This window comes from Streptomyces sp. NPDC002004, from assembly GCF_053593975.1.
On record NZ_JBSFDP010000006.1, the window covers coordinates 105405 to 123317 of the forward strand.

The following is a 17913-nucleotide window of genomic DNA, read 5'->3' on the forward strand; positions in this document are numbered from 1 at the left end:
TCGGGAATGGCGTTTGGTTCTGTGATGGTGCGAGCGCCGCGATACGGGCACGGGGGCGGCCCGAAGAATTGCCCCCGCGCCCGACCGTTCAACGCCCTGAGTGCTCTAGTAGCACTCGTGCTTGCCCTTCTCGACCTTCATACCGAGGCCGGAGAGCTTGAAGGTGCCGGCGGTGGTCGCCCACGCGCGCTGCTTGACGTCCGTGAACGTCACCGACTCGGCCTGCTGGGCGAAGGAGTCGGGGGCGTACTTGTCGCCCTTCGACGGACCCGGGCCCTTGGTGGTGCTGTCGACCGAGACGCCGATGTCGACCTTGTTGAAGGTCGCGTCGGCGGACAGGTCGTCGGCGTCGATGTAGAGCTGCTTCGCCTCGACCTTCGGACCGCCGGGCGCACCGGCGGTCAGCTTCATCGAGACATCGCCGAACACCGGGACCGGAACGACCACGGACTGGCACAGATTGGTGATCTCTGCGTCGTTGAGGCCGACAACGGCAACCGGGTGTGCACCCGACTTGCCGGTGTCCAACGCGCCGTACTGAACGAACCCGGTGCCGTCAAGACGGTCGGCAGTCACCTTGAACTGCTGACCGGACACACTGAACGATGCCGCAAGCGCACCCTGGGACAGGGCGACACCTATCGCGGCAGTCGCCGCGACGCTCGGCACCATGACCACGGCGAACCGCTTCCATCTGGTACCGCCACGAGCCACGGACTCCATCACTTTCCTCCTTCTCGGACGTACATCTCCGGCCCTGACTGCTCCCTTGGGCGGCTCAGCCGGGCAGGGATGGGAGAAGTGCTACGTCCTCGGGAAGGAGAGCGCCCGCATCGGAGGCGCAAACGCGCCCGAATCACCGGCGATCACCCCCGAGCGACAACCACTGGCCACGCCTTCGCGCAACCTCTCTGGACAGGCCCTGCCGGGACGGCAGAGACCCCCCTGCCCAAGGCCGGCGCCACTGCCGCCGACCTGCTCGGTGGGGACCCAGGAACCCCGGGACCCGATCTGGCTGTCGGGCTACGGGAATGGACCGAGCGTCGCCGATCGTGGTGCATTCTGGCCGCCCGCACAAGGGGCTTCGTTACCCACTAGTAACGGCCGCATAACCGATCCACGACCGGTCGGTATCGGACGGCAACAGACCGTGGCTCTTACGGCGTTGACACACCGGGAGATGATGGGGCGTATTCGGACAGAATCCGGGCCCTGGCTTACTCCAAGTAACAGCGGCCGCGTTTACCAAGATTTGGTAAAGCGCGGCCGCTTTGCGCCAGGCCCGGCAAATTTTCACCGGTGCAACACAAGCCCCGGAGTTTAGGAACTGGTCAGAACAGGGCCCGGGCCAGAGCCTTCCGGGCGGTGGCGACGCGCGGATCCTCGGCCCCGACCACCTCGAAGAGTTCGAGCAGGCGAACACGTGCGGTGTCCCGGTCCTCACCCGCGGTACGCCGCACGGTGTCGACCAGACGCCCGAAGGCGTCCTCCACATGACCGCCCACGAGATCCAGGTCGGCCGCCGCAATCTGCGCCTGCACATCGCCGGGCCTGTCCGCGGCGTCCTTGCGGATCTGCTGCGGGTCCGCGCCCTGGACGCGCTGGAGCAGTTCGGCCTGCGCGAGGCCGAGCTTGGCCTCGGTGTTGCCGGGGTCGTCGGCGAGCACGTTCCGGTACGCCTGCACGGCGCCGCCCAGGTCTCCGGCGTCCAGGGCCTGGACCGCGGCCTCCAGCAGCGCGTCGTACGGGCCGGCCGGCACGGCGGCCTCGGCGGGCGCGTCCTGCGCGTCCTGGTCGACGGTCAGGCCGGTCAGGCCGAAGCGCTGCTCGGCGACCTGGATCAGCTGGTCGAGGGTGCCCCGGATCTGCGCCTCGGGCGCCGCACCCTGGAAGAGCGGCAGGGCCTGTCCGGCCACCACCGCGAAGACGGCCGGGATCCCCTGGATCCCGAACTGCTGCATGAGCATCTGGTTGGCGTCGACGTCGACCTTCGCCAGGACGAAGCGACCGTTGTACTCCTGGGCGAGCCGCTCGAGGAGGGGGCTCAGCTGCTTGCAGGGCTCGCACCACTCGGCCCAGAAGTCGAGGACGACCGCGACCTCGGCCGAGCGCTGGAGGACATCGCGCTCGAAGCCCGCCTCGTCGACATCGATGACGAGACTCGCGGGGGTGACGGCTCCGCCGCCGCCCTGCCTGGCCGATTCGGCGCGCGTCTGCTCCGCCTTCGCCTTGGCCTCCTGGGCCGCCTTCACCGCGGCGAGGTCGACGACTCCGCTCATGGACATGTTCCGTGGCTGCATGAGTACATCCTCCCCCTTCCGCGAGTACTTGTGGACCGGGACCGCCCGTGGGCCCCCGCCGGCGCGCGGGGCTTTCGGAGGTCTCCGGCCGATGGTGGTCACCGGGTCCCCACCCGGTGTCGTGCGGCTGCCGCTCTGTGGTCTCGCCGTGGGCCTGCGGTCTGCGGCCAGTGGTTGCGCTGTGGTTGTCGCTCCACGCGCACGAGAACCATGCGTACGCGCTTTCGCTACGGGTCGTAGCGTAACTGTCCCGCGCGGCGCATGGGGCCGTACTCCGGTCCGTCGCACAGTGATCTGGCTCACGCGAGGCGGTTCGAGTACCCGCCGGTATGGTCGATTTCATGCAGAGCCGCACCTCCCCGCCGCCCCGTACCGGCCGTCCGCGCAGCGCCGCGGCGGACGCCGCGATCCTGGAGGCGACGCGCGCCGCACTGGTGGACCTGGGCTGGTCCAAGCTGACGATGGGGGACGTGGCCACACGCGCGGGGGTCGCCAAGACGACGCTGTACCGGCGGTGGGCGGGCAAGAACGAACTCGTGGTGGACGCGGTCGCGGTGCTCTTCGACGAGCTGGAGCTGCCCGACCGGGGCAGCCTGGCGGCGGACATCGAGGGCGTGGTGCTGCAGTTCGCCACCCTGCTGGAGCGGCCGGAGACCAAGACGGCACTGATGGCGGTGGTGGCCGAGTCGACACGGGACGCCCCGCTGCGGGAGCGGATCCGCACATCCATCGTGGACCGCCAGAAGCGCCTGGTCCTCCAGGGCCGGACGCGTGCGCAGACCCGCGGCGAGCTGCCGGTCGAGGAGGACTCCGGTGCGGCCGCCAGGACCGCCGATCTCATCTTCGACGTCGTGGCGGGGGCGGTCGTGCACCGCTCCCTGGTGAGCGCGGAGCCGGTGGACGAGGAGTGGGCACGCCGCTTCACGGCCGTGCTGCTGGGCGGCCTCGGGGCGGTCGCCCAGCAGATCTAGGATCTGCCGTTTCCGGTGCGCACAGGACAGCGTCGGCCGGGGTGCGAGCCGCCCGTCCGCCGGGGCGTACCCGGCATCCCGGTCCGGTGCCCCGGCGGGTCACGGTGGACCGGGATGCCCATGGTCTCCCGGGGACGGCGTGGGGGCCGGCCCCGGGAAGAATCGAACCGCTGGACGCCCTAGAAGCCCGCAGGCTCCGTGTAGACGCCCCACTCGTCCCTGAGGACGTTGCAGATCTCTCCGAGCGTGGCCTCCGCGCGGACCGCGTTCAGCATCGGCTCGATCATGTTGGAGCCGTCCCGCGCGGCGGCGAGCATGGCGTCCAGGGACGCACGGACCGCGGCATCGTCGCGGTGCGCCTTGCGGTCGCCGAGGACGCGCACCTGCTCCCACTCCACCTCGTGACTGACGCGGAGGATCTCGAGGTCGCCGGTGACCGAGCCGTGGTGCACGTTGACGCCGACGACCCGCTTGTCACCCTTCTCCAGGGACTGCTGGTAGCGGAAGGCCGACTCGGCGATCTCGCCGGTGAACCAGCCGTCCTCGATGCCGCGCAGGATGCCGGAGGTGATCGGGCCGATGGGGTGCTTGCCGTCGGGGTGGGCGCGCAGACCGCGTTCCCTGATCTGCTCGAAGATCTTCTCGGCGTCGGCCTCGATCCGGTCCGTGAGCTGCTCGACGTACCACGAACCGCCCAGCGGGTCGGCGACGTTGGCAACGCCGGTCTCCTCCATGAGGACCTGCTGGGTGCGCAGGGCGATCTCGGCGGCCTGCTCGGAGGGCAGGGCCAGGGTCTCGTCCAGGGCGTTGGTGTGCAGGGAGTTGGTGCCGCCGAGGACGGCGGCCAGAGCCTCCACCGCGGTGCGCACGACGTTGTTGTACGGCTGCTGGGCCGTGAGCGAGACGCCCGCCGTCTGCGTGTGGAACCGCAGCCACTGCGCCTTGTCCGTCTGCGCGCCGTACACGTCGCGCATCCAGCGGGCCCAGATGCGGCGCGCGGCACGGAACTTGGCGATCTCCTCGAAGAAGTCGACGTGCGCGTCGAAGAAGAAGGAGAGGCCCGGGGCGAACACGTCGACGTCGAGGCCGCGGCTCAGGCCGAGTTCCACGTACCCGAAGCCGTCGGCCAGCGTGTACGCCAGCTCCTGCGCGGCCGTCGCACCGGCCTCGCGGATGTGGTAGCCGGAGACGGACAGCGGCTTGTACGCGGGGATGCCGGCGGCGCAGTGCTCCATCAGGTCGCCGATGAGGCGCAGGTGCGGCTCGGGCTGGAAGAGCCACTCCTTCTGCGCGATGTACTCCTTGAAGATGTCCGTCTGGAGCGTGCCGTTCAGGACGGACGGGTCCACGCCCTGGCGCTCCGCCGCGACGAGGTACATGCAGAAGACCGGGACGGCCGGTCCGCTGATCGTCATCGACGTGGTGACGTCGCCCAGCGGGATGTCCTTGAACAGGACCTCCATGTCGGCGGCCGAGTCGATCGCGACGCCGCAGTGCCCGACCTCGCCGAGCGAGCGAGGGTCGTCCGAGTCGCGGCCCATCAGGGTCGGCATGTCGAAGGCGACGCTCAGCCCGCCGCCGCCGGCGGCCAGGATCATCTTGTAGCGCTGGTTCGTCTGCTCGGCGTTGCCGAACCCGGCGAACTGGCGGATGGTCCAGGTGCGGCCGCGGTAGCCCGTCGGGTACAGCCCGCGGGTGAAGGGGTACTCACCCGGCCAGCCGATCCGCTCGAAGCCCTCGTAGGTGTCCCCGGAGCGCGGCCCGTACACCGGCTCCACGGCATCCCCGGAGAGCGTGGTGAAGTCTGCGTCGCGCTTGCGCGCGGCGTCGTACCGGGCCTGCCAGCGTCGGCGGCCCTCCTCGATGGCATCAGCGTCCATGCGTCCCATGCCTTCGAATTTACTAGGACGTCCTAGTAAATGTCGATGGGAGACCGCCGCGGGCGTGCCGGGAGGCACGTGCGGCGGTACCGGTTACGCCTTGACGGGTGCCGCGGCGGCGTCCGCGACCTGCGTCTCCAGCTCCCGGGAGACCTTCCGCTCGACGAAGAAAGCCGCGGTCGGGATGGTGCCCGCGATCAGCACCCACAGCTGCTTGCCGACCGGCCACTTCGCCTTGGAGCCCAGGTCGAAGGCGAAGACGAGGTAGATCACGTACAGCCAGCCGTGCGCGATGCCGACGACGCGGACGAAGTCCGCCGCGCCGTTCATGTCCAGCACGTACTTGGCGATGCAGCCGAGGGTCAGCAGGACCAGCAGGACACCGGTGACGTAGGCCATGGCGCGGTAGCGGGTCAGCACGCTCTTTTTCATGGGACGAGCGTAACGGCCGGATTTGCGCGATCTTCGCGCACCCCTGGCGCTCCTGCGACGGCCCCCTCGCGCCCGGTGGGTGTCCTGCGGATCACGCCGGGCCGCGGGGCACGGTGTTGCGCGGGGCGCCGCCTACTGATCGTCGAAGTCGTTCGCGGCGATCCGCAGCGGCCGCAGCATGGCGAAGATCTCCCCGCACTCCTCGGCGTCGTACACACCGAGCCCGAAGTCCATCCCCATCAGGTCGCGGGTCGCCGCGTCGACGACCTCGCGGCCCTTGTCGGTGATGGAGGCCAGCGTGCCGCGCCCGTCGTTCGGGTTGGGGCGCTTGGCCACGAGCCCCGACCTGACCAGACGGTCCACCGTGTTCGTCACGGACGTCGGGTGGACCATCAGCCGCTCCCCGATCTTCGACATCGGCAGCTCGCCCTTCTGCGAGAAGGTGAGCAGCACGAGTGCCTCGTAGCGCGCGAAGGTCAGCCCGTACGGCTTGACGACCGCGTCGACCTCCGCGAGCAGGATCTGGTGTGCCCGCATGATCGACGTGATGGCGGCCATGGACGGCACGGAACCCCAGCGCTGCTTCCAGAGTTCGTCGGCGCGGGCGATGGGGTCGAAGGCAAGGCTGAGCGGCTTGGGCACCCTTCGACCTTACCGGCCGGTCATATGCTGGTCAGCCCTGTCTCGCCCTTCGGTCCGGGCACCGGGCCCGAGCCGTGCACGGCCGCCGCTCACCACTCGCTACTCGCTACTCGCTACTCGCTACTCGCCCAGGAAGCGCTCGACCGTCTCCACCTTGGAGGTGAGGCCGTCCGTCACGCCGGGGCGGATGTCCGCCTTCAGTACGACGGAGACGCGCGGGGCGCGCCGCTCGACGGCTGCGACGGCTCGCTTCACGACGTCCATCACCTCGTCCCACTCGCCCTCGATCGAGGTGAACATGGCGTCGGTGCGGTTCGGGAGCCCGGACTCACGCACGATCCGCACGGCGTCGGCGACGTACTCCCCCACGTCCTCGCCGACCCCCAGCGGCGTCACGGAGAACGCGACGATCATACGTTCACGACTCCCTCGCGGCGGGCCCGCGAGGCGATGACGGCGTCCTCGGCGGCGCGCTTCAGCTTGCGCTCCGCGAAGAAGCCGCCGGTGGGCAGGACCGAGAGGACGAAGTAGAGGACGCCGGTCCTGGCGTCCCACTTGGTGCGGTTCCAGGCGTCCAGCCAGAAGAGCACGTAGAGGATGAAGAGGATGCCGTGGATCGCACCCATCACCGGAACCGCGTTGAAGTCGGTGGTCCGCTTGAGGACCGAGCAGACGAGCAGCAGCAGGAACGAGACTGCCTCGGGTGCCGACACCAGGCGGAGCCGACGGAGTGCGGATGCGGTCTTGATGTCCACGGAGCACCTTCGCTGGAGAAGAAACGGCCCTTTCGGACCTAGGGGTCACTTCAGGGTACGGATCGTTCCACGGTCCCTGTCGGGGGGCCTCGCCCACCGCTACCTTCGGCGCGTGGCTACGTTCCGGCTCCAGGGCAGCAGAGTGCTCGCCGTCGACATGACGGGCGACGCGGTGAAGGCGAAGAACGGCTCAATGGTCGCGTACGACGGCGAGATGACGTTCAAGAGACTCACCGGCGGCGGGGACGGTCTGCGCGGCATGGTGACGCGCCGGCTGACCGGTGAGCAGATGACGGTCATGGAGGTGAAGGGGCAGGGCACTTGCTGGTTCGCCGACCGGGCCAGCGAGATCAACCTGGTCGCGCTGCAGGGGGACACGCTGTACGTCGAGTCGAGCAATCTGCTCGCCACCGAGGCCGGGCTGCGCACCGGGACCACCTTCACGGGGCTGCGGGGCGCCTCGCAGGGCAACGGACTGTTCACGACGACCGTCGAGGGCCACGGGCAGGCGGCGCTGATGTCCGACGGCCCCGCGGTGGTGCTGCGGGTGAGCCCGCAGTTCCCGCTGACGGTGGACCCCGGAGCGTACGTCGCCCACCAGGGGAAGCTGCGGCAGTCCTTCCAGTCCGGCGTGACGTTCCGCACATTCTTCGGCGAGGGCGGCGGCGAGGCCTTCCAGATCCGCTTCGAGGGCGACGGACTGGTCTATGTGCAGCCGAGCGAGCGCAACACGATCGGAGGGGATCTCTGAGATGCCCTTCCGTGAGATCAACTCGAAGATGGTCGAGGCGACGGTGGTGCCCGGCCGGCGGATGTTCTCCCAGCGCGGGGCGATGCTCGCGTACCGGGGGGAGGTCTCCTTCACGCCCAGCATCCAGGGCGGCCAGGGAGGTGTGATGTCGATGATCGGCCGCCGGGTCGCCGGCGAGGCCACCCCGCTGATGACCGTGGAGGGAAGCGGCACGGTGCTGTTCGGGCACGGCGGCCACCACATCCATCTGATCGAGCTGACCGGCGACACGCTCCATGTGGAGGCGGACCGCCTCCTCGCCTTCGACGGCAGCCTCCACCAGGGAACCGTGTTCCTGGGTGCGCAGGGCGGGGTGATGGGCATGGTGCGCGGCCAGGTGACGGGGCAGGGCCTGTTCACCACGACGCTCCAGGGGCACGGCGGGGTCGCCGTGATGGCACACGGGGGCGTGTTCGAGCTGCCGGTCTCCCCGGGCCGGGCCGTCCATGTGGACCCGCAGGCGTACGTCGCCCACCGCGGTGACCTGCGCAACAAGCTGTCGACGGCGCTCGGTTGGCGCGAGCTGGTGGGCCGGGGCTCGGGCGAGGGCTTCCAGCTGGAACTCAGCGGCAGCGGCACGGTGTACGTCCAGGCCTCGGAGGAGAAGCTGTGAGCGGCCCGGTGGTCTTCGACCCGACGACGCTGCCGTCCGACGACAATGTGAACCCCTACACCTTCTGTGTCGATCTGGGGGCGGGCGGCGGGCGCTGGTTCCTCCAGAAGGGCAAGATGATCGCCTTCTACGGCGAGATGGCCTTCAACGGCATCGGCCACGGCCCGCTGCAGTCCCTGGTGCGCTCCTCATTCCATTCGCCGTTGCACGCGAGCGACTGGGTCGTCGCCGAGGGCCGGGGCAAGATGCTGCTGGCCGACCGGGCTTTCGATGTCAATTCCTATGACCTCGATGACGGCAACCTGACCATTCGCTCGGGCAACCTGCTCGCTTTTCAGCCAACTCTCGCCCTGAAGCAGTCGATCGTTCCCGGGTTTCTGACGCTGATCGGCACGGGAAAGTTCGTCGCCGCATCCAACGGTCCCGTCGTGTTCATGGAGCCGCCGATCCGGGTGGATCCGCAGGCGCTCGTCGGCTGGGCCGACTGTCCGTCGCCGTGCCACCACTACGACCACGGCTATCTCACGGGCGTTCTGGGCGGTCTACGTGCGATGACGGGCCTCGGCGGGGCCTCCGGGGAGGAGCACCAGTTCGAGTTCGTGGGGGCGGGTACGGTGCTCCTCCAGTCCACCGAAGACCTGCTGCCGAACCAGGCAACCGGAGCGGTTCCCGACCAACCCGGCGTACCGGGCGGGACCGGAGGAACCGGTCAGCACGGACAACAGCCAGGGGCACCGCGCCTTCCCGGACAGCTCGGGGACCTCCAGCGTCGCTTCGGCCTGTGAGCGGTAGTCTGCGGAGTGTGACGGTCGAACGCGTGCGCACCGCCACACCCTCACCGCTCGTTCACCTTTCAACTTCTTAGGTAGAATCGATTACATGGAGACCGAGACGGCCACGCGCTGGCTGACCGATGCGGAGCAGTGCGCCTGGCGCACCCACCTGGAGGTCAACAGGCTGTTGACGTACCAGCTGGAGAAGGACCTCCAGCCGTTCGGCCTGACCATCAACGACTACGAGATCCTCGTCAATCTCTCCGAGTCCGCCGACCACCGGATGCGCATGAGCGATCTGGCGTCCGCGACCCTGCAGTCCAAGAGCCGGCTCTCGCACCAGATCACCCGTATGGAGAACGCGGGGCTGGTACGGCGTGAGAACTGCGAGTCGGACCGAAGAGGGCTGTTCGCCGTGCTGACGGACGACGGGATGGAGACCATGCGGAAGGTGGCGCCGCACCACGTGGCGTCCGTCCGTCGGCACTTCATCGATCTGCTGTCGCCCGATGCGCTGGAGGAGCTGCACAAGGCGTTGACGCCTATTGCTGAGCATCTGCGCGGGATGCGGGGCAAGCCCTGACCCAGGACGGGTGACCCGGGCGCCCATCGGGCCCCGGTGCCCGTCCCCCGGGCGCGCGCCCGGACCCGCCGGCCTCCCGGGACATCCGTCACCGGCCCAGGGCCGCCCTTGCCCTCTTCCGGCACGCCCGGCACCCGGGGCGGATCGCATGCCGCCTTCCGGCGGCCACCGCGCTGCCTCCGGCGGCGCCACCTCACGCCCGCGCGCCGGCTCGCCCGGCATCCGGGCGGTGCCCCCGGCGGGCGCGGACCCGCACCACGGCGCGTACCCCCAGGACGGTTGCGACGACTGCGGGAAGCGGGGCGGCAGACGGAAGCGGGAGACGCTTTGCGGCGGCTGCCGACCGACCATGCTTGGGCCGACCGGGAAGAGTCGGAGAGTCGCCCGACCGGGCTAAGGGGACGTGGGGGATGTCCGCCCGCAGCGTCCGGCGCGAGTGCCGGCCGCACCGACGCTCGACGGTCAGGCGCCGGACCGAGGACGGACATCCCCCGCGGCCCCGACCCACGACGAACGCAGCCGCGCCCCCGCACGGACCAGCAGCCGGACGCGGCCCCGGCCCACCACGAATGCAGCCGCGCCCCGCGCAGCCCCGCAGGCGGCCCCGGTCCTGATCCACGACACACGACCGGACCCGACCACCCGGCCCAGGGCGCACAAAAGGCCGGGCCTGGGCCCGGTGCACGCAAAAGGCTGCTCCCGGCCCAGGGCGCGCCAAAAGCCGGCCCCGGCCCGGTGCACGCAAAAGGCCGGTCCCGGCCCAGGCGCGAACGAGTTCGGCCCCGGGCGGGACCGGGAACGCGGCGGTGCGGGTCAGGTGGTGGTGAGGCCCGCCACCAGTTCGTCCGCGGCGCGGTAGGGGTCCAGCTCGCCGGAGACCACGCGTTCCGCGAGGGTGCCGAGGTGGCTGTCCCCGTGGAGGTCCCCGATCCGCTCGCGCAGCGTGGTCACCGCGATCGTCTCGACCTCCCGGGACGCCCGGGCCAGCCGCCGCTCGGCCAGCACCCCGCGCTCCTCCATCCACGCGCGGTGCTTCTCCAGGGCCTCGACGACCTCGTCGACCCCTTCGCTCCGCGCGGCGACCGTCTTCACGATCGGCGGACGCCAGTCCCCGGGCCCCCGGGCCTCCCCGAGCCCGAGCATGTGGTTCAGCTCGCGCGCAGTCGCATCCGCGCCGTCCCGGTCCGCCTTGTTCACGACGTACACGTCGCCGATCTCCAGGATGCCCGCCTTGGCCGCCTGGATCCCGTCGCCCATGCCCGGAGCCAGCAGCACGACCGAGGTGTCCGCCTGGGACGCGATCTCGACCTCGGACTGGCCGACGCCCACGGTCTCCACCAGGACCACGTCGCACCCGGCGGCGTCCAGCACCCGGATGGCCTGCGGAGCGGCCCAGGCGAGCCCGCCCAGATGCCCGCGGGTCGCCATCGAGCGGATGTAGACCCCGGGGTCCGACGCATGGTCGGACATCCGGACGCGGTCACCGAGCAGGGCGCCGCCCGAGAACGGCGACGAGGGGTCGACGGCCAGTACCCCGACCCGCTTGCCCTGCTTGCGGTAGGCGGTCACCAGCGCCGAGGTGGACGTGGACTTCCCGACGCCGGGTGACCCCGTCAGGCCGACCACGTACGCGTTCCCGGTCAGCGGGGCCAGCGCCGCCATGACCTCGCGCAGCTGCGGGGACGCCCCCTCCACCAGGGAGATCAACCGGGCCACGGCCCGCGGCCGGCCTTCCCTGGCCTGGGCGACCAGCGAGGAGACGTCCTGCATCACAGCTCCGTTCCGAGGTTCCGGGACGTACGGCCGCCCGTACGTCCCCTTCGTACAAGGGCGAGCGCGCCGTCGTACAGGGGCGAGCGCGCCGTCAGGCCTTCGGCACCCGCACGATCAGCGCATCGCCCTGGCCGCCGCCGCCGCACAGTGCGGCCGCGCCGACACCGCCGCCGCGCCGCTTCAGCTCCAGCGCCAGGTGGAGCACGACCCGCGCGCCGGACATCCCGATCGGGTGACCCAGGGCGATGGCGCCGCCGTTGACGTTCACCTTTTCCGTGGAAACCCCGAGGTCCTTCATGGACTGCACGGCGACCGCGGCGAAAGCCTCGTTGATCTCGATCAGATCGAGGTCCTCGACCGCGAGCCCCTCCTTCTTCAGGGCGTGCAGGATCGCGTTCGAGGGCTGCGACTGGAGGGAGTTGTCCGGGCCTGCGACGTTCCCGTGGGCGCCGATCTCGGCGATCCAGTCCAGGCCCAGCTCCTCGGCCTTGGCCTTGCTCATCACGACGACCGCGGCGGCGCCGTCGGAGATCTGCGAGGACGAGCCGGCGGTGATCGTGCCGTCCTTGGCGAACGCGGGCCGCAGCTTGCCCAGCGACTCCACGGTGGTCTCACCGCGGATGCCCTCGTCCTTGCTGAAGACGACCGGCTCGCCCTTGCGCTGCGGGATCTCCACCGGGGTGATCTCGGCCTCGAAGAGGCCGTTCTTCTGCGCGGCGGCTGCGCGCTGGTGGGACAGCGCGGCGATCTCGTCCTGCTCGGGGCGCTTGATGCCGAGACGGGTGTTGTGCTTCTCGGTGGACTCGCCCATGGCGATGTTCTCGAAGGCGTCGGTGAGGCCGTCGTACGCCATGGCGTCGAGCATCTCGACGGCGCCGTACTTGAAGCCGTCACGGGACTTCGGCAGCAGGTGAGGCGCGTTGGTCATGGACTCCTGACCGCCGGCGACGACGACGTCGAATTCACCCGCCCGGATCAGCTGGTCTGCCAGGGCGATCGCGTCGAGGCCGGAGAGGCACACCTTGTTGATGGTGAGGGCCGGGACACCCATCGGGATGCCCGCCTTGACCGCGGCCTGGCGCGCCGGGATCTGCCCTGCCCCGGCCTGGAGCACCTGGCCCATGATCACGTACTGCACCTGGTCGCCGCCGATCCCGGCCCGGTCGAGCGCGGCCTTGATGGCGAATCCGCCGAGTTCGGCGCCGGAGAAGGACTTCAGCGAGCCCAGCAGCCGCCCCATGGGCGTGCGCGCGCCCGCGACGATCACTGACGTGGTACCGGTCGTTCCAGACATGCGGCACAGCCCCTTGGGATGAGGAGTGAACGAGGGTTTACTCGAATGTACTGAGCGGTACCCGGGTCGTCACCCGGCAGATGGTGTGATCGCGCGCACGTTGCGTAACCACCCTGTCGAGCGCTCCACTACCACCATGCTGACGCGAATCGACCACATCGGGATCGCCTGCTTCGACCTCGACAAGACCGTCGAGTTCTACCGTGCCACGTACGGCTTCGAGGTGTTCCACAGCGAAGTCAACGAGGAGCAGGGCGTGCGCGAGGCCATGCTCAAGATCAACAATACCGACGACGGAGGCGCCTCCTACCTCCAGCTCCTGGAGCCCACCCGCGACGACTCCACGGTCGCGAAGTGGCTCGCCAAGAACGGCGAGGGCGTACACCACATCGCCTTCGGCACCGCGGACGTGGACACGGACGCGGCCGACATCCGGTCCAAGGGCGTTCGCGTCCTCTACGACGAGCCCCGGCGCGGCTCCATGGGCTCCCGGATCACCTTCCTGCACCCCAAGGACTGCCACGGCGTCCTGACGGAGCTGGTCACCTCGGCTCCCGCGGAGGACACGGAGCACTGATCCCCGGTTCCCGCGGCGCACGGGCCCGTGTCCGCGGGATGCCGGAGCACCGGTCGCACCGGTCGCACCGGTCCCGCCGGTCGCACCGGTCCGGGTACCCGCGGCACACCACGCCGGTGTCCGCGGGATGCCGGAGCGCCCGTACGCACTCCACTCGATCTCGTCCCGTGTGCGCCCCCTTGCACCCGGAACCCCCGTCTCCGGGGGCCGTCGGCCCTCCGCCGCTCCCGTCCGCGGGCCGCGTCTCCCGGAATTTCCCCGATTTCCCGGGCTTCCCCCCGGTCCCCCGCCCGGTGGGCGGACCGGAGTGGCGGGGCGCATTCGCCCGCCTCGCACGCGCCCTCTCCTGCCGGAACTCGTCAGCTCGACGCCCGTTGAGTCGCCGGAGCACTGACCTCCGTATATCTGGGCCGGTAGGGTTGGGGGCGGTCGTCCTCCGTGGAGGGCGGCCGAGGCCGGGGTCCGGGTTTCGGGGGGCGAGCGTCGGGGCAGCAGCCCATGCTCCGCCGTTGATCTGACACCATTCCCCGGGGGCCCCGTTCGGCGGATGGACAGGGCTCGTTTGGAGAGACTTGCGACCAGGGGACGGATGGGACCGCGCAGTGCGGGGCTACGAGAGCCAGGAGCGAGAGCCGGCGGCTGACGTCGACCACCTCTCTCGGTTCGAGGCCGAGATGAAGCGGCTGAAGACCGAGCGGGAAAAGGCGATCCAGCACGCCGAGGACCTCGGCTACCAGGTCGAGGTGTTGCGCGCCAAGCTGCACGAGGCGCGCCGGTCGCTCGCGACCCGTCCCGCCTACGACGGCGCCGACATCGGCTATCAGGCCGAACAGCTCCTGCGGAATGCCCAGATCCAGGCCGACCAGCTGCGCGCCGATGCCGAGCGCGAGCTGCGCGAGGCCCGTGCGCAGACCCAGCGCATCCTCCAGGAGCACGCCGAGCAACAGGCCCGCCTCCAGGCCGAGCTGCACACCGAGGCGGTCAACCGGCGCCAGCAGCTGGACCAGGAGCTGGCCGAGCGCCGCGCCACGGTCGAGGCGCACGTCAACGAGAACGTGGCGTGGGCGGAGCAGCTGCGCGCCCGTACCGAGCAACAGGCCCGACGGCTGCTGGACGAGTCCCGCGGCGAGAGCGACCAGGCGCTCGCCGCGGCCCGTGCGGAGGCGGAGCGGCTCGTCGCCCAGGCCCGGCAGCGGCTCACCGACGACGCCGAGGCGGCCCGCGCCGAAGCGGAAGCGATCCTGCGACGCGCCCGTACGGACGCCGAGCGGCTGCTGAACGCGGCGTCGACGCAGGCGCAGGAGGCCACCGACCACGCCGAGCAGCTGCGCAGCTCCACGGCCTCCGAGTCGGAGACGGCGCGCCGGGCGGCCACCGAGCTGAGCCGGGCCGCCGAGGAGCGCATGACGCAGGCCGAGGCGTCGCTGCGCGAGGCGCGCAGCGAGGCCGAGAAGCTCGTGGCGGAGGCCAAGGAGGCGGCGTCCAAGCAGCTGGCGAGCGCCGAGTCGACGAACGAGCAGCGCACCCGTACCGCGAAGGAGCAGGTCGCACGGCTGGTCGCGGAGGCCACCAAGGAGGCCGAGACCGTCAAGTCGGAGGCCGAGCAGGTCGTGGCCGACGCCAAGGCGGAGGCGGAGAAGTTGATCGCCGAGGCCGCCGAGAAGGCGCGCTCGGTCACCGCCGAGGAGACGGCGTCCCAGCTGTCCAAGGCGGCGCGCACCGCCGAGGAGGTCCTGAGCAAGGCGTCCGAGGACGCGCAGGCGACCACCAGGGCCGCGTCCGAGGAGGCCGAGCGCATCCGCGGCGAGGCGGAGGCCGAGGCGGACCGGCTGCGCGGCGAGGCGCACGACATCGCCGAGCAGTTGAAGGGCGCGGCGAAGGACGACACCAAGGAGTACCGCGCCAAGACGGTCGAGCTCCAGGAGGAGGCTCGCCGGCTGCGCGGCGAGGCCGAGCAGCTGCGCGCCGAGGCGGTCGCCGAGGGCGAGCGGATCCGGGGCGAGGCGCGGCGCGAGGCCGTGGAGAAGATCGAGGAGGCGGCGAAGACCGCCGAGGAGCTCCTCTCCAAGGCGAAGGCGGACGCCGACGACCTGCGCGGCAGCGCCACGGCGGAGAGCGAGCGCGTCCGCACCGAGGCCATCGAGCGCGCGACGACGCTGCGCCGGCAGGCCGAGGAGACGCTGGAGCGCACCCGTGCCGAGGCGGAGCGGCAGCGGACGGAGGCCGAGGAACAGGCCGAGGCCGTCCGGGCGGAGGCCGAGCGGGCCGCGCAGGAGCTGCGCGACGACACCGAGCGGGCGATCGAGGCCCGGCGGGAGGACGCCGCCGAGGAGCTGACGCGCCAGCGCACGGAGGCCGAGGAGCGGCTGACCGCCGCCGAGCAGGCGCTCAACGATGCGCGGGCGGACGCCGAGCGGATGCGCCGCGAGGCCGCCGAGGAGACGGAGCGGCTGCGCACCGAGGCGGCCGAGCGGATCCGTACGCTCCAGGCGCAGGCGGAGACGGAGGCGGAGCGGCTGCGCACCGAGGCCGCGTCGGACTCCGCGCAGACCCGCGCCGAGGCGGAGAACTCCGCGGTGCGCCTGCGCTCCGAGGCCGCGGCCGAGGCCGAGCGGCTGAAGTCGGAGGCCCAGGACTCCGCGGACCGGATGCGCGCGGAGGCCGCAGCGGCCGCCGAGCGGGTCGGCACCGAGGCCGCCGAGGCACTGGCGGCCGCGCAGGAGGAGGCGTCCCGGCGCCGCCGCGAGGCCGAGGAACTGCTCGGCTCGGCGCGGGCGGAGGCCGACCAGGAGCGGGAGCGGGCCCGCGAGCAGAGCGAGGACCTGCTGGCGTCGGCGCGCAAGCGCGTGGAGGAGGCGCAGGCCGAGGCGGTTCGCCTGGTCGAGGAGGCCGACACGCGCGCGACCGAGCTGGTCGCGAACGCCGAGCAGACCGCGCAGCAGGTGCGCGACTCGGTGAACGGTCTGCACGAGCAGGCGGCCGACGAGATCGCGGGCCTGCGCAGCGCCGCCGAGCACGCGGCGGAGCGCACACGCACCGAGGCGCAGGAGGAGGCGGACCGGGTCCGCGCCGACGCGTACGCGGAGCGGGAGCGGGCCTCCGAGGACGCGGCGCGGCTCCGGCGCGAGGCGCAGGACGAGACGGAAGCCGCGAAGTCGCTCGCCGAGCGCACGGTTTCCGAGGCGATCACCGAGGCCGAGCGGCTGCGGTCGGAGGCGTCGGAGCACGCCCAGCGGGTCCGTACGGAGGCGTCGGACACCATCGCGAACGCCGAACAGGACGCGTCGCGCACCCGGGCCGACGCCCGCGAGGACGCCAACCGCATCCGGTCGGACGCGGCGACGCAGGCCGACACCCTGATCGGCGAGGCGACGTCCGAGGCCGAGCGGCTGACTAACGAGACCAACGCGGAGGCGGAGCGGGTCCGCGCCGAGGCGACCGCCAAGGCGGAGAAGCTGCTCGCGGACGCGGCGGACGAGGCGGAGCGGCTGCGCGCCGAGGCCGCAGAGACGGTCGGGGCCGCGCAGCAGCACGCCGAGCGGGTCCGCCAAGAGTCCGAGCGGGTCGCGACGGAGGCGGCCGCGGAGGCCGAGCGGCTGCGCACCGAGGCGCGCGAGGAGGCCGAGCGCACGCTGGACGAGACGCGCAAGGACGCCAACAAGCGGCGTTCGGAGGCCGCCGAACAGGTCGACACGCTCATCACGAAGGCGACGGCCGAGGCGGAGAAGCTGACGCGCGAGGCCCGGGCGGCGGCCACCAAGAAGACGGCCGAGGCCGAGTCGCAGGCCGACACGATGGTCGGCGCGGCTCGCAAGGAGGCCGAGCGGCTGGTCGCCGATTCGACGGTGCGCGGCAACACGCTGGTGGAGAAGGCCCGTGCGGACGCCGACGAGCTGCTGGTCGGCGCGCGCCGGGACGCGACCGCGATCAGGGAGCGCGCGGAGGAGCTGCGCGACCGCATCACCTCCGAGATCGAGGAGCTGCACGAGCGTGCCCGCCGGGAGTCGGCCGAGGCCATGAAGTCGGCGGGCGAGCGGTGCGACGCGCTGGTGAAGGCCGCCGAGGAACAGCTGGCGGAGGCGCAGGCGAAGGCCAAGGAGCTGCTGTCGGACGCGAATTCCGAGGCCGGCAAGGTCCGGATCGCGGCCGTCAAGAAGGCCGAGGGGCTGCTCAAGGAGGCCGAGCAGAAGAAGGCCGGGCTCAGCCGCGAGGCCGAGAAGATCAAGGCGGACGCGGAGCGCGAGGCCGCGAAGATGGTCGGCGAGGGCAAGCGCGAGCTGGAGGTGCTGGTGCGGCGCCGCGAGGACATCAACGCGGAGATCTCCCGGGTGCAGGACGTGCTGGAGGCGCTGGAGTCCTTCGAGACGCCCTCGGGCGGCGGCAAGTCCGGTGCGAACGGCGGCGCGGGCGGGGGCGGCGTCAAGGCGGGGGCCGCGGCGGGGGCGACCCGTTCGGGTGGCAAGTCGTCGGACGGGTAGCGGAATCGGCCGATTGTGTACTCGGAGAGGCTCGGAGAGGACCTTCACCGTT

16 protein-coding genes are annotated in these 17913 nt (G+C 71.3%); 7 read left to right on the plus strand and 9 right to left on the minus strand.

The annotated features are described in order from the left end of the window. Positions 1 to 105: 105 nt before the first annotated feature. Positions 106 to 723 carry a DUF6230 family protein gene (locus ACWCP6_RS12560; protein ID WP_450932378.1) on the minus strand — a complete coding sequence of 206 codons (618 nt, stop codon included), beginning with the start codon at positions 721 to 723 and terminating at the stop codon, positions 106 to 108. 608 nt (positions 724 to 1331) lie between these two features. Beyond that, entirely contained in the window at positions 1332 to 2300 is a 969-nt protein-coding gene (locus ACWCP6_RS12565) for a tetratricopeptide repeat protein (RefSeq protein WP_450932379.1), read from the minus strand. Positions 2301 to 2641: 341 nt separating this feature from the next. Here ACWCP6_RS12565 and ACWCP6_RS12570 point away from each other — a divergent pair, with 341 nt between their 5' ends. Further along, a complete protein-coding gene (locus ACWCP6_RS12570) occupies positions 2642 to 3271 on the plus strand; it encodes a TetR/AcrR family transcriptional regulator (protein WP_450932380.1) in 630 nt (209 codons plus the stop codon). 179 nt (positions 3272 to 3450) lie between these two features. On the opposite strand, the gene ACWCP6_RS12575 is transcribed toward ACWCP6_RS12570, so the two are convergent. From ACWCP6_RS12575 to ACWCP6_RS12595, 5 genes are all read right to left on the minus strand, one after another. After that, on the minus strand, positions 3451 to 5151 hold the full coding sequence (locus ACWCP6_RS12575; RefSeq protein WP_450932572.1) for an acyl-CoA mutase large subunit family protein: 1701 nt from the start codon (positions 5149 to 5151) through the stop codon (positions 3451 to 3453). 93 nt (positions 5152 to 5244) lie between these two features. Further along, positions 5245 to 5583 (minus strand): DUF3817 domain-containing protein, encoded by a 339-nt coding sequence (locus ACWCP6_RS12580; protein ID WP_450932381.1) that lies wholly within the window; start codon positions 5581 to 5583, stop codon positions 5245 to 5247. A 132-nt stretch (positions 5584 to 5715) separates the two neighbouring features. Then, positions 5716 to 6225 carry a MarR family winged helix-turn-helix transcriptional regulator gene (locus tag ACWCP6_RS12585; RefSeq protein ID WP_450932382.1) on the minus strand — a complete coding sequence of 170 codons (510 nt, stop codon included), beginning with the start codon at positions 6223 to 6225 and terminating at the stop codon, positions 5716 to 5718. A gap of 120 nt (positions 6226 to 6345) precedes the next feature. Further along, positions 6346 to 6639 (minus strand): MTH1187 family thiamine-binding protein, encoded by a 294-nt coding sequence (locus ACWCP6_RS12590; protein ID WP_450932383.1) that lies wholly within the window; start codon positions 6637 to 6639, stop codon positions 6346 to 6348. Then, the gene (locus ACWCP6_RS12595; protein WP_450932384.1) at positions 6636 to 6980 is read right to left on the minus strand and encodes a DUF3817 domain-containing protein; all 345 of its coding nucleotides are present in this window, start codon (positions 6978 to 6980) and stop codon (positions 6636 to 6638) included. Before ACWCP6_RS12595 ends, ACWCP6_RS12590 begins: the two co-directional genes overlap by 4 nt. 112 nt (positions 6981 to 7092) lie before the next feature. Here ACWCP6_RS12595 and ACWCP6_RS12600 point away from each other — a divergent pair, with 112 nt between their 5' ends. From ACWCP6_RS12600 to ACWCP6_RS12615, 4 genes are all read left to right on the plus strand, one after another. Next, on the plus strand, positions 7093 to 7731 hold the full coding sequence (locus ACWCP6_RS12600; RefSeq protein ID WP_450932385.1) for an AIM24 family protein: 639 nt from the start codon (positions 7093 to 7095) through the stop codon (positions 7729 to 7731). A 1-nt stretch (position 7732) separates the two neighbouring features. After that, on the plus strand, positions 7733 to 8383 hold the full coding sequence (locus ACWCP6_RS12605; RefSeq protein WP_450932386.1) for an AIM24 family protein: 651 nt from the start codon (positions 7733 to 7735) through the stop codon (positions 8381 to 8383). Beyond that, a complete protein-coding gene (locus tag ACWCP6_RS12610; RefSeq protein ID WP_450932387.1) occupies positions 8380 to 9168 on the plus strand; it encodes an AIM24 family protein in 789 nt (262 codons plus the stop codon). The genes ACWCP6_RS12605 and ACWCP6_RS12610 overlap by 4 nt, the downstream gene beginning before the upstream one ends. Before the next feature lie 94 nt (positions 9169 to 9262). Continuing rightward, the gene (locus tag ACWCP6_RS12615; RefSeq protein ID WP_450932388.1) at positions 9263 to 9739 is read left to right on the plus strand and encodes a MarR family winged helix-turn-helix transcriptional regulator; all 477 of its coding nucleotides are present in this window, start codon (positions 9263 to 9265) and stop codon (positions 9737 to 9739) included. Positions 9740 to 10552: 813 nt separating this feature from the next. Here the strand turns inward: ACWCP6_RS12615 and meaB are convergent. Further along, positions 10553 to 11509 carry a methylmalonyl Co-A mutase-associated GTPase MeaB gene (meaB, locus tag ACWCP6_RS12620; RefSeq protein WP_450932389.1) on the minus strand — a complete coding sequence of 319 codons (957 nt, stop codon included), beginning with the start codon at positions 11507 to 11509 and terminating at the stop codon, positions 10553 to 10555. A 94-nt stretch (positions 11510 to 11603) separates the two neighbouring features. Continuing rightward, positions 11604 to 12806, minus strand: a complete 1203-nt coding sequence (locus tag ACWCP6_RS12625; protein ID WP_450932390.1) for an acetyl-CoA C-acetyltransferase — start codon at positions 12804 to 12806, stop codon at positions 11604 to 11606. Between the two features lie 136 nt (positions 12807 to 12942). Here ACWCP6_RS12625 and mce point away from each other — a divergent pair, with 136 nt between their 5' ends. Together mce and scy are read left to right on the plus strand one after the other, a co-directional pair. Then, positions 12943 to 13383 (plus strand): methylmalonyl-CoA epimerase, encoded by a 441-nt coding sequence (gene mce, locus ACWCP6_RS12630; RefSeq protein WP_450932391.1) that lies wholly within the window; start codon positions 12943 to 12945, stop codon positions 13381 to 13383. 602 nt (positions 13384 to 13985) lie between these two features. Beyond that, entirely contained in the window at positions 13986 to 17861 is a 3876-nt protein-coding gene (gene scy, locus ACWCP6_RS12635) for a polarized growth protein Scy (protein ID WP_450932392.1), read from the plus strand. Positions 17862 to 17913 lie beyond the last annotated feature (52 nt).

Bases quoted from the DNA above. Each gene is read 5' to 3' on its own strand.
- ACWCP6_RS12575 (WP_450932572.1), bottom strand. From the start codon at position 5,151: ATGGACGCTGATGCCATCGAGGAGGGCCGCCGACGCTGGCAGGCCCGG.
- ACWCP6_RS12570 (WP_450932380.1), top strand. From the start codon at position 2,642: ATGCAGAGCCGCACCTCCCCGCCGCCCCGTACCGGCCGTCCGCGCAGC.
- ACWCP6_RS12615 (WP_450932388.1), top strand. From the start codon at position 9,263: ATGGAGACCGAGACGGCCACGCGCTGGCTGACCGATGCGGAGCAGTGC.
- ACWCP6_RS12605 (WP_450932386.1), top strand. From the start codon at position 7,733: ATGCCCTTCCGTGAGATCAACTCGAAGATGGTCGAGGCGACGGTGGTG.
- meaB (WP_450932389.1), bottom strand. From the start codon at position 11,509: ATGCAGGACGTCTCCTCGCTGGTCGCCCAGGCCAGGGAAGGCCGGCCG.
- ACWCP6_RS12590 (WP_450932383.1), bottom strand. From the start codon at position 6,639: ATGATCGTCGCGTTCTCCGTGACGCCGCTGGGGGTCGGCGAGGACGTG.
- ACWCP6_RS12560 (WP_450932378.1), bottom strand. From the start codon at position 723: ATGGAGTCCGTGGCTCGTGGCGGTACCAGATGGAAGCGGTTCGCCGTG.
- ACWCP6_RS12625 (WP_450932390.1), bottom strand. From the start codon at position 12,806: ATGTCTGGAACGACCGGTACCACGTCAGTGATCGTCGCGGGCGCGCGC.
- mce (WP_450932391.1), top strand. From the start codon at position 12,943: ATGCTGACGCGAATCGACCACATCGGGATCGCCTGCTTCGACCTCGAC.
- ACWCP6_RS12580 (WP_450932381.1), bottom strand. From the start codon at position 5,583: ATGAAAAAGAGCGTGCTGACCCGCTACCGCGCCATGGCCTACGTCACC.
- ACWCP6_RS12565 (WP_450932379.1), bottom strand. From the start codon at position 2,300: ATGCAGCCACGGAACATGTCCATGAGCGGAGTCGTCGACCTCGCCGCG.